Here is a 12,529-nt window from a genome sequence, read left to right as displayed (position 1 = left end):
ATCAAGCGATGATGTCGGGCAGCAGTTCGCTTTCCAGACGGGCGATCAAGTCCTTGAGCAGCAGCTTGCGCTTCTTCAGCCGCTGGATCTGTAACTGATCCACCGGGAACTGGCCCGTCAGGCGGGTGATGATGTCGTCGAGGTCACGATGCTCCACCCGAAGCGTCGCCAGCTTCTCCTTCAGGGTGTGTTGTTCAGTCATCCGTGCCTTTTAGCGTTCGCTGATCTCGATCACCGGGCGATCTATACCAGAAATCCGGCGGCAGGGGTGCTGCCTTTCGGCATGCCTCTCGGCGATTGCGGGCAGGTCGGGTTTTCCTCAAACTCAAGTCTCGGCGATCATTTCGGTTAAGGGGATGGGAACGGGCATGAGCAACGGCAAGCGCATCGGCATCCTGACCAGCGGCGGCGACTGCGCCGGCCTGAACGCCGTCATCCGCGCCGTGGTCCACCGCGCCGTCACCACCTACAGCTGGCAGGTGCTGGGCATCGAGGAAGGCACCCACGGCCTGCTGGACCGCCCGGTGCGCCACCGCGTGCTGCTGCCGGCACATGTGGACGGCAACATCCTGCGCCAGGGTGGTACCGTGCTGGGCACGACCAACAAGGGCGATCCCTTCGCCTATCCCATGCCCGACGGGACGAAGAAGGACCGGTCGCAGGAGATCATCAGCGGCTGCAAGGAACTGGGCCTGGACGCGCTGATCGGCATCGGCGGCGACGGCAGCCTGGCCATCCTGCGTCGCCTGGCGCAAGAGGGCGGCCTGAACCTGGTGGGCATTCCCAAGACCATCGACAACGATTTGGGCCTGACCGAGGTCTCCGTCGGCTACGACACCGCCGTGGCCGTCGCGACGGAGGCGCTGGACCGTCTGCAACCCACGGCCGCCAGCCACGCCCGCGTCATGGTGCTGGAGGTCATGGGCCGGGACGCCGGCCACATCGCGCTGGCGGCCGGCATCGCCGGCGGCGCCGACGTCATCCTGCTGCCGGAGATCCCCTGGACGGTGGACGGCGTGGCCAACCGCATCCGCCAGATTCGCGCCCAGGGCCGCAACTTCGCCCTGGTGGTGGTGTCCGAGGCGGCCAACCTGCCCGGCGGCGGCAAGGCCAGGCAGGAATTCACCGACGGGCAGAAGCGCTATGGCGGCATCGGCAGCTATATCGGCCACCTGATCGCCGAGGCGACCGGGGCGGAAACCCGCGTCACCGTGCTGGGCCATGTCCAGCGCGGCGGGTCGCCCAACCCCCGCGACCGGCTGATCGCGTCGGCCTTCGGCGTGCACGCCGTCGATTTGATCGCCCATGGCAAATACGACCGCATGGTGGCCTGGTCCAACCGCAAGGTCATCGACGTGCCCATCGCCGACGCCATCAAGGCCTATGCGGCGGTGGAGGTGGACGGCACCCTGGTGCGCACCGCCCGGGGCCTGGGCATCTATGTGGGCGAGCCCGTTGCCTGAGCCCCTGGCGCCTTTTTGGCCCTACGCCCTGGACGCCTATGCCAGGCCCGGCGTCGCCGAGGCGTGCCTGGCGGCGCAGGACGGGCACGGCGCCGACGTGCCCCTGCTGCTGTGGGGCGCCTGGGCGGCGGCGCGGGGCCACACCTTGACCGAGGGGGACCTCGACGCCGCCGCCACGGCCGCCGCCCGCTGGCGCGCGCCCGTCATCGAACCGCTGCGCCAGGCCCGCCGCGCCTTGAAGGCGCTGGCCGCCGACGCCCCCGCGAACGAAGCCCTGCGCCAGGCGGTCAAGGCGGCGGAACTGGAGGCCGAGCGGCTGTACATGGCGTCCCTGGAACAGCTGGCCGACGGCTGGCCCGCCCCCACCCCACCCCGCCCTCAAACCTTGCGCGACAATCTGGCGCGTCTGCTGCCGCCGGAAGCGGCCCCGGTTACAGAGCGGTTACATAAGGCGCTTTCCTGACCGCGCGGCGCCTATGGTACTGTCGCCGCCATCAAATCATTTCGCCCGGCATCAAATTTTCGGGCGGCCATGATTTTGACCCCTTCGGGGTCCCTGGCCTGGTTGCCGTGGGCAGCGGCACCGGCCGGCAAGGGGACCGCGTTGGCCCAACGACAACAACAGACGATGGATCACATGTCCGGGGTACGCAGCCTTTCCACATCGGCCGCACTGGCCGCCCTGATCGCCGCCGCCGGCCTGGCCGGCTGCCAATCCACCGACACCAAGGCGCCGGCACCACCGGCCCCCGCCGCCCAGCCGTCCCCCCAGGGCGCCGGCATGCCGGCCGCCCCCGGCCTGCCGGTGGTCGATAACGACGTCAATCCCTGCGAGAACTTCTTCCTGCATGCGTGCAGCGTGTGGAACAAGCGCAACCCCATCCCGGCCGACCAGCCGCGCTGGGGCACCTTCAACAAGCTGGCCGACGACAATCTGGCCCTGCTGCACGACGAGCTGGAAAAGCTGGCGGCCCACCCCACCCCTGAGAGCCAGCGCGTCGGCGACTTCTACGCCGCCTGCATGGACGAGAAGGGCATCGAGGCGCGGGGCCTGGCGCCGCTGCAACCGCTGCTGGGCCGCATCAACGGCCTGAAGAGCAAGAAGGGCCTGACCGGCCTGCTGGTCGACCTGCACATCGCCGGCGTCAACGCCTTCCACCGCGTGGGCCAGCAGCAGGACTACAAGGACGCGACCCAGGTCATCGCCGGTGTCTACCAGGGCGGCCTGGGCCTGCCGGACAAGCCCTATTATTTCCGCGACGACGAAAAGTCCAAGCAGCAGCGCGCCGCCTATGTCGCCCACATCCAGAAGATGATGGAACTGGCGGGCCTGCCGGACGCGGCCGCCAAGGCCCAGACGGTCATGGGCATCGAAACGCGCCTGGCCGACGCCTCGCTGGACCGGGTCGCCATGCGCGAGCCGGAGAACCGCTATCACCTCAAGACCGTCGCCGAACTGCAGAAGCTGGATTCCGCCATCGAGTGGAAGGCCTACATCCACAGCGCGGGCGTGAAGCCGCCGGCCACGCTGAACGTCAGCAACCCCGACTATATGAAGCGGGAAGGCGAGCTGATCCGTGAGCTGAGCCTGGCCGACATCAAGACCTATCTGACCTGGCGCACCCTCAGCGCCTACGCCAATTGGCTGCCCGACGCCTTCGTGCAGGAGAACTTCAACTTCTATGAGCGCACCATGCGCGGCGCCAAGGAGATGAAGCCCCGGTGGAAGCGTTGCGTCAGCGCCACCGACACCGCCCTGGGCGAGGATCTCGGCAAGTACTTCGTCGCCCGCGCCTTCGGGCCGGAGAAGAAGGCCCGCATGCTGCAGATGGTGGCCGACATCCGCAAGTCGCTGGATGAGACCTTCCCCACCCTGACGTGGATGAGCAAGGAAACCCAGGCCAAGGCCCATGCCAAGCTGGACGCCTTCACGGCCAAGATCGGCTACCCCGACAAGTGGCGCGACTACAGCGCCCTGACGGTCAGCCGCGGCGACGCCCTGGGCAACGCGCTGCGGGCCGAGTCCTTCGAGTTCCATTACGACATGGCCAAGATCGGCAAGCCGGTGGACAAGGGCGAGTGGGGCATGACCCCGCCCACCGTCAACGCCTACTATTCCTCCACCCACAACGACATCAACTTCCCCGCCGGCATCCTGCAGCCGCCCTTCTTCGACAGCGCGGCCGACGATGCCGTGAACTACGGCGCCATCGGCGTGGTCATCGGCCATGAGATCAGCCATGGCTTCGACGACCAGGGCCGCAAGTTCGACGGCGACGGCAACCTGAAGGACTGGTGGACGGCCGACGACGCGGCCCAGTTCAAGACCCGCGCCCAATGCCTGGTCGACCAGTACGGCGGCTATGTCGCCGACGGCGACGTGAAGGAGAACGGCAAGCTGAAGCTGGGTGAGAACACCGCCGACAACGGTGGCATCCGTGTCGCCTACCGCGCCCTGATGGAACGGCTGGGGACGAAGAAGGATGAGAAGATCGGCGGCCTGACGGCGGCCCAGCGCTTCTTCTACGGCTTCGCCCAGGTCTGGTGCGGCGAGGCGCGGCCGGAGTACCGGCGCCTGCAAGCCCAGACCGACCCGCACTCCCTGGGGGAATACCGGGTCAACGGCACCCTCTCGAACATGAAGGAGTTCGCGGAGGCGTTTAACTGCAAGCCCACCGACAAGATGGTGGCCGGCGAGAAAGCCTGCCGCGTCTGGTGACGGGCGTCTGACAGGGCGCCGATGGGGGTGCTGGTGCGGACCACCGGCACCCCCCTCTCATTTTGAAGAGCCAAAACATGACGAAGGTGGAGCAACCCACATGAGCAAGCCTATCGCGGGGATTTTGAATCGGGCGGCGCCCATCGCCCTGGCCACCGCCCTGGTGGCGCTGCCCCTGGTGGCGGCCCCGGCGGCCGCCCAGGCGGCCGAATCGGCGAAGCCCGCCGCCAAGGCGTCCGCCACGGACGCGGCCCTGCCCCAGGTCGACGACTCGGTCGACCCCTGCCAGAACTTCTATCAGTACGCCTGCGGTCCGTGGATCAAGGCCAACCCCATCCCCAGCGACCAGTCGCGCTGGGGCAGCTTCAACGCCCTGCATGAGCGCAACCAGCAGATCCTGAAGAGCGCGCTGGAAGACATCGTCGCCCATCCCAACGCCGACAACCAGCGCGTGGGCGACTTCTACGCCGCCTGCATGGACGAGACCGGAGCCGACGCCAAGGGCGCCGAGCCCATCCAGCCGCTGCTGGACCAGATCAAGGCGCTGCCGGGCAAGGAGCAACTGCCGGCGCTGGTGGCCGCCCTGCACGACGTCGGCGTGGACGTGTTCTTCAGCTTCGGTTCGCAGGCGGACTTCCAGGACGCCCGGCAGGACATCGCCGTGATCGACCAGGGCGGCCTGGGCCTGCCCAACCGCGACTATTATGTCCGGGAAGGCGCCAAGTTCGACGGCATCCGCCAGGCCTACGTCGAGCATGTGTCGCGCACCTTCCAGCTGCTGGGCGACGCCAAGGCTGCGGCCGATGCCAAGGCCCAGGTGGTGATGCGCATCGAGACGGACCTGGCCAAGGCCTCGCTGAGCCTGGCCGACCGCAACGACCCGCAGAAGGTGAATCACAAGGAGCCGGTGGCCACCCTGTCCACCCTGGCGCCCGGCTTCGCCTGGGCCGACTATTTCAAGGCCAGCGGCACGCCCGTGTTCCAGACCCTGAACGTGACGGAGCCCGACTTCTTCAAGGCGCTGCAGACCGTGCTGGCCGGCGCCTCGGCCGATGACGTGAAGACCTACCTGTCCTGGCATGTCGCCCACGCCTTCTCCGGCCGCCTGTCCAAGGCCTTCGTGGATGAGCGTTTCAGCTTCTATTCCAAGAAGCTGCGCGGCGTGGAGCAGAACCTGCCCCGCTGGAAGCGCTGCGTCATGGAGACGGACAACGCGCTGGGCGAGGATCTGGGCAAGTATTATGTGAAGACCGCTTTCGGCGCGGGCCAGAAGGCCAAGATGCTGACGATGGTGAAGAACCTGAAGGCGGCCTATTCCGTCGACATCGACCAGCTGGACTGGATGAGCGCCGAGACCAAGAAGCGCGCGCATGAGAAGCTGGACGCCATCGTCGACAAGATTGGTTACCCCGACAAATGGCGCGACTACTCCTCGGTCGTGGCCAAGAAGGACGACCTGGTGGGCAACGTGGAACGCGCCACCGCGTTCGAGACCAAGCGCCAGCTGGCCAAGATCGGCAAGCCGCACGACCGGTCGGAATGGCTGATGAGCCCGCCGACCGTGAACGCCTATTACGACCCGACCGAGAACGACATCAACTTCCCGGCCGGCATCCTGCAGCCGCCCTTCTATTTCGCGGGTGCCGACGACGCCATCAACTATGGCGCCATTGGTGCCGTCATCGGCCATGAGATGACCCACGGCTTCGACGACCAGGGCCGCCAGTACGACAAGGACGGCAACCTGAAGGACTGGTGGACGGCCGAGGACGCCAAGAAGTTCGAGGCCCGCGCCCAATGCGTGGTGGACGAGTATGACGGCTTCGTCGCCATCGACGACGTGCACCTGAACGGCAAGGCCACGCTGGGCGAGAACCTGGCCGACAACGGCGGCCACGCCATCGCCCTGAAGGCCCTGATGGCCACCCTGAAGGGCAAGGCCGCCAAGAAGGACGGCCGTTTCACCACCGAGCAGAAGTTCTTCCTGGGCTATGCCCAGGTGTGGTGCAGCAACCAGCGCGACGACGCCAAGCGCGACCAGGCGATCACCGACGTCCATTCCCTGGCCGAGTACCGGGTGAACGGCGTCGTCTCCAATAATCCGGAGTTCGCCAAGGCCTTCAATTGCAAGGCCGATGCGCCCATGAACCGTGGCGCCAAGGCCTGCAAGGTCTGGTAAGCGGCCGGAACCGCCGTGGCTTCCCCGGAAGCCACGGGCCGAGTCTCAAAGGAAGAGCCCCGCCAGCACGCGCCGGCGGGGCTTTTTCACGGGTGGGGGTAACCGCAGAACGAATTGCGCTCAGGCCGCGACCGCGCCAAAAGAAGCCCCAAAACCCAAAACAAAAACCGCGCCTTCATCCAGGCGCGGTTTTTGGTTCCGATGGCCGGCGAACCGGCCATGGGGCAGAAACGCTTTATTAGCCCTGGCGGGCCTTGAAGCGCGGGTTCTGCTTGTTGATGACGTACACGCGACCCTTGCGGCGGATGACGCGGCAAGCCTTGTGGCGGGTCTTCATCGACTTGAGGGAGTTCACGATCTTCATGATTTGGACTCGGGCACTTGGATTGGATCACGGTTCGAGGCCGGGAAAATAGTAAGGGCCGGCCCCGCTGTCAACCTGAGTCATATCGTAAAATCGATCAGCTGATATCCGCCGGCTTCAACACGTAGAAACGGTAGAGGCGGATGCCGGCGTCCAGCACCGCCACGCGGCGGGCCCACAGCTCCACCTCCTCCACCACCGCGATCTTGGTCTCATGATCCATGCTATGCTGTTCCAGGTGGGCCACCAGCCCCTGGATGGCGGTCAGGATCAGGCTGCGGTGCAGGTCAGAGATGTCCTCGGTGATGCGGATGTCCAGGTTGCGCTGCTGCAGGCCCTGGGCGTACTGGTCCACCGTCCAGGGATGAGGCTCCACCGGTTCATGGTCCAGCCAGCCCTTGAAGACGGGGCCGCTGGCCTTGGCCTTGTCCAGGACATAGTCCGTGAACAGGAAATGGCCGCGCGGCTTCAGCGCCGCCTCCACCGCGTCCAGCAGGCCGTCCTTGTTGCGGACGGTGTAGAAGCCCTCCTTGGCGAACACGGCGTCCACGCGCTTGGGCCAGGAGAAGGTTTCCGGGTCGTAGGGCTGGATGGGCGCCTGACGGGCCATGCCGGCCTTGTGCGAGCGGAACATGCCGGCTTCCGCCAGCACGGGGTTGGATTCCAGCCCCGTCACCCAGGCGCCGAACTGCGAGGCCATGCTGCGGGTGGACCCGCCCAGACCAGCGGCCAGGTCCAGCACGCTCATGGCCGGGTTCAGGCCCAGGGGCTTCACCAGGGTGGGGATGTGTTCGTTGCCGCCGGGGGTGGCGTAGCCGTCGCCCCAAATCTTTTCCGCCACCTGCACGCGCGTGGCCGTCCACAGGGGCTTGCCGGAGCGGTTCAGGGTGCGCCGCTCCGTGGAGGACTGGGGCGACTGCTTGGCGGAACCGCCGTGGGTGCCGCCCTCCCCCTCTTCCTCATCGGCACGCGGACGGCGGCTGAGCACCGCAGCCAGGTCGTAGCCTTCCCACCAGGCGACGAAGCGATCCTTCAGGGTCGCTTGCGGCAAGGTCGCCGGTGGCAGCGCCGCACCCTTGGAGCCCTGCTGGGCAGACATGCGTGGAACCAGCCCCGTGGAACATTAATGCGGAAACATATTGTACAGTCATTGCGTGACGGTTGAAATGGCAATGCTGAAACGCGCGCGTGGTCTGATGGCGCCTGGATAGGGCGGGAATTGGCCCCCCTTGTGCCGGGGGACATGCGGCCGGCGCCGCGAATACGCTACGGTTCCAGGCACTTGCGTTGCCCCTCTGTCCTCCGCCCGGGCGTTCCACCCGCTACACCAGAATAGGCCCATGACCGAGTCGGATCTCAACCGGGTGCTGTTAGTCGAGGACACCGCCCCCCTGGCCCGGGTCTACACCGAATACCTGCACAGCGAGGGGTACGAGGTGGAGCACCAGGAGACGGGGACCCGGGCGCTGGAAAGCCTGCGCCTGCGGCCGCTGGGCGCCCTGGTGCTGGATCTGAAGCTGCCGGACATCGATGGGCTGGAGGTGCTGCGCGCCGCGCGGGAGAGCCACCCCGACCTGCCGGTCATCGTGGTGACGGCCCACGGCTCCATCAGTGTGGCGGTGGAGGCCATGCGCGACGGCGCCTTCGATTTCCTGGTGAAGCCCTTCACCGCCGCCCGCCTGATCGTCACCGTGCGCAACGCGCTGGAGCGGCGGCGCCTGACCCGCATCGTCGCCCATTACCGGCGGGAACTGGACCGGGGCAGCTTCCATTCCTTCGTCGGCGCCTCCACCCCCATGCAGACGGTCTACCGCCTGATCGAAAGCGTGGCGCCCAGCCGGGCCAGCGTTTTCCTGACGGGCGAGAGCGGCACGGGCAAGGAACTGGCGGCCGACGCCATCCACCGCTGCAGCCCCCGCCGCGACCGTCCCTTCATCGCCATCAACTGCGCCGCCATCCCCAAGGATCTGCTGGAAAGCGAGATCTTCGGCCATGTGAAGGGCGCCTTCACCGGCGCGGTCGGCGACCGCGCGGGCGCCGCGCGCCAGGCCGATGGCGGCACCCTGTTCCTGGACGAGGTGTGTGAGATGCCGATGGAGCTGCAGGCCAAGATCCTGCGCTTCGTCCAGACCGGCACCTTCCAGCCGGTGGGCGCCACGCAGATGGAGAAGGTGGACGTCCGCTTCATCTCCGCCACCAACCGCGACCCGCTGGCCGAGGTGGCGGCAGGCCGCTTCCGTGAAGATTTGTACTATCGCCTGCACGTGGTGCCCATCCACCTGCCCCCCTTGCGCGAGCGGGAGGGCGACGTCTGCCTGATCGCGCGGCACTTCCTGGCGGACATGGCGAAGGAGGAAGGCAAGGCCTTCCAGCGCCTGGACGGGGATGCCGAATCGGCGCTGATGGCGTACGACTTCCCCGGCAACGTCCGCCAGTTGCAGAACATCCTGCGTAACGTGGTCGTTCTGAACGACGGGGCCGCCGTCACCCGCGCCATGCTGCCGGAACCGCTGCGCAGCGCCACGGCGGATACCGCCGCCGCGCGCCGCAACCCGCCTGAGTCCACCGCCGCGCCATCGCCGGAGCGGACGCCGCCCGCCGCCGATCCGCTGGCCTCCTCGACCGAGATCGTGCCCCTGTGGCAGTTGGAAAAGCAGGCGATTCAACGTGCGCTTGCGCTGACGGGCGACGACGTGCCCCGGGCCGCGGCGCTGCTGGAAATCAGTCCGTCGACCATTTATCGCAAGCTTCAGCAGTGGAAAATTAAGATTACCGGCTGATCAAAGTAAGACCCCTACATCTGGGGGCCAGGCGCCGGCATTGCTACCCGTTATTGCGGCCTATTCAGGTTGACGGCGCAATTGCGCCCAGCGGGGCCCAGCTACCTCCGAAATGACTTGGGCATCCGGCATCGCATGGCTGGTGCAGTCTCATTTTTTTCGGTATAAGCTCCCACACAGGAGAGAATCCTGCGCAGCCAGATCCGGCTTGGGAGGGGCGCGTGTTAGGGCCTTTCCTTGCGACCGGTGCCCCCGGCCAAGCACTTTATCGACTACATTCGAGTTCAAATCACATGTATGAGCGCCGTTCTCCGCAGAGCCCGCAGATCACCCGCCGGGGCGTCAACGCCACCGTCAAGTGGTACAACCCCACGAAAGGTTTTGGTTTCGTGACCCTGTCCGACGGGTCGCCGGACGCCTTCTTGCACGCTTCCGTCGTGCAGGCCTTCGGCCATGACAGCCTGGCGGACGGCACCACCATCAATTGCGACCTGTCCCAGGGCCAGAAGGGCCCGCAGGTTGCCGCCATCCACAGCGTGGATGAGTCCACCGCCACCCCGGGCGGCGGCGGCGGCGGCATGGGCGGTGGCATGGGCGGCGGTCGCCGCGACAGCTTCGGTGGTGGCGCCCCGCGCCGCGCCGGCGGCTGGGAAGCCAGCGGCCCGACCGAGACCGTTGAAGGCACTGTGAAGTTCTACAGCGCCGACAAGGGCTTCGGTTTCGTGACCCCCGATGGCGGCGGGAAGGACGTGTTCGTCCACATCACCGCGCTGGAGCGTTCGGGCGTCCGCGCCCTGACGCCGGAGCAGCGGGTGCGCCTGACGACCAGCATGGGTCAGAAGGGTCCGCAGGCCAATCGCGTGGAAGTCCTCTGATCCATCCGATCTGGTAGAACGGGATTGACGGCGCCGGGAAGCCCCGGCGCCGGATTTCCTGTTTCCTGACAGATGGGTTCATCCTCGACCCGCTGGCATCCGGCAGCATCTCCTTGGAGATTTGTCGGGCGTCGGCGTTGGGGAGCTTAATTCGCGGGCCGGAGACACGGAACGCGCCGTCCCAGCCGGACGGCGCGTTTTGTTTTGCCTGAATGGTAGCGGTAGCAGGGCGCGGCGGCATGACGCCCCCCACCCCGACCGGCTCTCCCCTGTTTCCTGGCAGCCGACGCCATGCCATTGTTGCGGCATGCATAAAACGCCCCGGCAGCCCGCCCCCGTCCCCACCCGCCGCCCGTTCACGACCGCCCTGCTGGCCGGCGCGCTGGCCCTAGCATCGCTGGCGGCCGTAGGCCCTGCCCTTGCGCAGGGTGGCGACCCGGAACTGGCCTCCCCCTTCACGGCGCGTCCGGTGGTGCGGACCAAGTCCGACATGGTCGTGGCCGCCAACCCGCTGGCGGCGGAGGCCGGGCACGCCATGCTGCGCCAGGGCGGCAGCGCCGTGGACGCGGCCATCGCCGTGCAACTGGTGCTGGGCCTGGTGGAGCCGCAATCCTCCGGCCTGGGCGGCGGCGGCTACATGCTGATCTGGGACCCGAAAGCCAAGAGGCTGGTGTCGCTGGATGGACGTGAGACGGCGCCGGCGGGGTCGACCGCCGACCGCTTCGTCGGCCCCGACGGCCGGCCCATGCCGCTGATGCGCGCCTTTGACGGCGGGCGCGCCGTGGGCACGCCGGGCATCCCCGCCTTGCTGGCCGAAGCGCACAAGCGCTATGGCAAGCTGCCCTGGGCCACGCTGTTCCAGCCCGCCATCCAGCTGGCCCGCGACGGCTTCATCGTCAGCCCCCGTCTGGCCCTGCTGCTGAAGGGTCTGACACCGCAGCTGAAGGATCGGCCGGACATGCTGGCCCTGTTCTTCCATACCGGGCCCGACGGCAGCCTGACGCCACTGCAGGCCGGGGAGACCTTCCGCAACCCCGCCATGGCCCACACGCTGGAGGTGCTGGCGGCACAGGGGCCCGATGCCTACTACCACGGTGTCCTGGGCCAGGACCTGGCCAAGCATCTGGCCGACAGCGCCCTTCCGGCCAACACGCCCGGGGGGGCTCCGGCCCTGGTCACCGCCCAGGATCTGGCGGCCTACAAGGTTGAGGAGCGCGATCCCCTGTGCACGCCCTATCGCCAGTGGAAGGTGTGCAGCATGGGGCCCAGCAGTTCCGGCGGCATCGCCATTGTGGAGATGCTGGGCCTGCTGGAACATTTCGACATGAAGGGCCTGGGCAAGGACTCCCCCACCGCCTGGCACCTGATGGTGGAGGCCAGCCGCCTGGCCTACGCCGACCGCGACCTCTATGTCGGCGATCCCGCCTTCGTCACCGTGCCCAGCGGCCTGCTGGACAAGGGCTACCTGGCGGAACGCGCCAGGCTGATCGACCCGGCGCACGCGGCCAAGGGCCCCGTGCCCGCCGGCGTGCCGCCGCAGAAGCAAGGGGCGCTGTACGGCCCCGGCTGGCAGGCGGACATCCCGTCGACCTCCCACATGTCCTTGATGGATGACAGCGGCATGGCCGTATCCTTCACCACCTCGGTGGAGTTCGCCTTCGGCTCGGGCATGGCGGTGGACGGGTATGTGCTGAACAACCAGCTGACCGACTTTTCCTTCATCCCCACCAGCCCGGGCACGGGCCTGCCCGTGGCCAACGCCGTGGCGGCGGGCAAGCGTCCGCGCTCTTCCATGGCGCCCACCATCGTTTTCGACCAGACGGGCAAGCCCATGCTGCTGGTGGGTTCACCCGGCGGGCCAGCCATCATCGGTTATGTCGCGGAAACCATCGTGGCGGCGCTGGACTGGGGCCTGGACGCGCAGGAGGCGGTGAACCTGCCGCGCATCGTCAACCGCAACGGCACCACCGCCCTGGAAAGCGGCCCCTGGGCGCCGTCCCTGAAGGCCGGGCTGGAGGCGCTGGGCCAAACGGTGGAGTTGAAGTCCATGCCCAGCGGCCTGCACGTCATCAAGCGCACCGCCACCGGCCTGGAAGGCGGCGTCGATCCCCGCCGCGAGGGACTGGCGGCGGGGGATTGAGGAACCGGC

The 12,529-nt window shown here is 67.5% G+C and carries 10 protein-coding genes; 7 read left to right on the top strand and 3 right to left on the bottom strand.

What is annotated here, in order from left to right:
* Window position 1 precedes the first annotated feature (1 nt).
* Window positions 2–202, bottom strand: coding sequence for a YdcH family protein (locus UAJ10_RS15200; protein WP_040848320.1), 201 nt, complete (start codon window positions 200–202; stop codon window positions 2–4).
* A gap of 166 nt (window positions 203–368) precedes the next feature.
* On the opposite strand from UAJ10_RS15200, the gene UAJ10_RS15195 reads away from it, so the two are divergent.
* The 4 genes from UAJ10_RS15195 (at window position 369) to UAJ10_RS15180 (ending at window position 6,361) form a co-directional block, all read left to right on the top strand.
* Window positions 369–1,463, top strand: coding sequence for an ATP-dependent 6-phosphofructokinase (locus UAJ10_RS15195; RefSeq protein WP_322916115.1), 1,095 nt, complete (start codon window positions 369–371; stop codon window positions 1,461–1,463).
* Window positions 1,456–1,926: a TIGR02444 family protein gene (locus UAJ10_RS15190; RefSeq protein ID WP_322916114.1), complete on the top strand. Its 471-nt coding sequence runs from the start codon at window positions 1,456–1,458 to the stop codon at window positions 1,924–1,926. The genes UAJ10_RS15195 and UAJ10_RS15190 overlap by 8 nt, the downstream gene beginning before the upstream one ends.
* A gap of 174 nt (window positions 1,927–2,100) precedes the next feature.
* Window positions 2,101–4,182: a M13 family metallopeptidase gene (locus UAJ10_RS15185; RefSeq protein ID WP_322916113.1), complete on the top strand. Its 2,082-nt coding sequence runs from the start codon at window positions 2,101–2,103 to the stop codon at window positions 4,180–4,182.
* A gap of 100 nt (window positions 4,183–4,282) precedes the next feature.
* Complete coding sequence (locus UAJ10_RS15180) at window positions 4,283–6,361, top strand: M13 family metallopeptidase (RefSeq protein ID WP_322916112.1); 2,079 nt, start codon at window positions 4,283–4,285, stop codon at window positions 6,359–6,361.
* A 238-nt stretch (window positions 6,362–6,599) separates the two neighbouring features.
* Here the strand turns inward: UAJ10_RS15180 and ykgO are convergent, their stop codons facing one another.
* Both ykgO and UAJ10_RS15170 read right to left on the bottom strand, forming a co-directional pair.
* Window positions 6,600–6,725 carry a type B 50S ribosomal protein L36 gene (gene ykgO, locus UAJ10_RS15175; RefSeq protein WP_012973122.1) on the bottom strand — a complete coding sequence of 42 codons (126 nt, stop codon included), beginning with the start codon at window positions 6,723–6,725 and terminating at the stop codon, window positions 6,600–6,602.
* Window positions 6,726–6,822: 97 nt separating this feature from the next.
* A complete protein-coding gene (locus UAJ10_RS15170) occupies window positions 6,823–7,824 on the bottom strand; it encodes an SAM-dependent methyltransferase (protein WP_322916111.1) in 1,002 nt (333 codons plus the stop codon).
* 241 nt (window positions 7,825–8,065) lie between these two features.
* Between UAJ10_RS15170 and UAJ10_RS15165 the strand changes: the two genes are divergently transcribed.
* The 3 genes from UAJ10_RS15165 to ggt all read left to right on the top strand — a co-directional run bounded on the left by UAJ10_RS15165 (window position 8,066) and on the right by ggt (window position 12,520).
* Window positions 8,066–9,505, top strand: a complete 1,440-nt coding sequence (locus UAJ10_RS15165) for a sigma-54-dependent transcriptional regulator (RefSeq protein ID WP_322916110.1) — start codon at window positions 8,066–8,068, stop codon at window positions 9,503–9,505.
* Between the two features lie 293 nt (window positions 9,506–9,798).
* Window positions 9,799–10,380 (top strand): cold-shock protein, encoded by a 582-nt coding sequence (locus tag UAJ10_RS15160; RefSeq protein ID WP_145617292.1) that lies wholly within the window; start codon window positions 9,799–9,801, stop codon window positions 10,378–10,380.
* A gap of 307 nt (window positions 10,381–10,687) precedes the next feature.
* Window positions 10,688–12,520 carry a gamma-glutamyltransferase gene (ggt, locus tag UAJ10_RS15155; protein ID WP_322916109.1) on the top strand — a complete coding sequence of 611 codons (1,833 nt, stop codon included), beginning with the start codon at window positions 10,688–10,690 and terminating at the stop codon, window positions 12,518–12,520.
* Window positions 12,521–12,529: the final 9 nt, after the last annotated feature.

The sequence above is a fragment of the Nitrospirillum guaranorum genome, from assembly GCF_034653275.1.
GTDB lineage: Bacteria > Pseudomonadota > Alphaproteobacteria > Azospirillales > Azospirillaceae > Nitrospirillum.
Note: the sequence above shows the minus strand (reverse complement) of the source record. Positions and strands in the feature narration are given on the sequence as shown.

Excerpts from the sequence above, each read along its gene's own strand:
- UAJ10_RS15200 (WP_040848320.1), bottom strand. The coding sequence starts at position 202 with ATGACTGAACAACACACCCTGAAGGAGAAGCTGGCGACGCTTCGGGTG.
- UAJ10_RS15195 (WP_322916115.1), top strand. The coding sequence starts at position 369 with ATGAGCAACGGCAAGCGCATCGGCATCCTGACCAGCGGCGGCGACTGC.
- UAJ10_RS15185 (WP_322916113.1), top strand. The coding sequence starts at position 2,101 with ATGTCCGGGGTACGCAGCCTTTCCACATCGGCCGCACTGGCCGCCCTG.
- UAJ10_RS15180 (WP_322916112.1), top strand. The coding sequence starts at position 4,283 with ATGAGCAAGCCTATCGCGGGGATTTTGAATCGGGCGGCGCCCATCGCC.
- ykgO (WP_012973122.1), bottom strand. The coding sequence starts at position 6,725 with ATGAAGATCGTGAACTCCCTCAAGTCGATGAAGACCCGCCACAAGGCT.
- UAJ10_RS15170 (WP_322916111.1), bottom strand. The coding sequence starts at position 7,824 with ATGTCTGCCCAGCAGGGCTCCAAGGGTGCGGCGCTGCCACCGGCGACC.
- UAJ10_RS15165 (WP_322916110.1), top strand. The coding sequence starts at position 8,066 with ATGACCGAGTCGGATCTCAACCGGGTGCTGTTAGTCGAGGACACCGCC.
- UAJ10_RS15160 (WP_145617292.1), top strand. The coding sequence starts at position 9,799 with ATGTATGAGCGCCGTTCTCCGCAGAGCCCGCAGATCACCCGCCGGGGC.
- ggt (WP_322916109.1), top strand. The coding sequence starts at position 10,688 with ATGCATAAAACGCCCCGGCAGCCCGCCCCCGTCCCCACCCGCCGCCCG.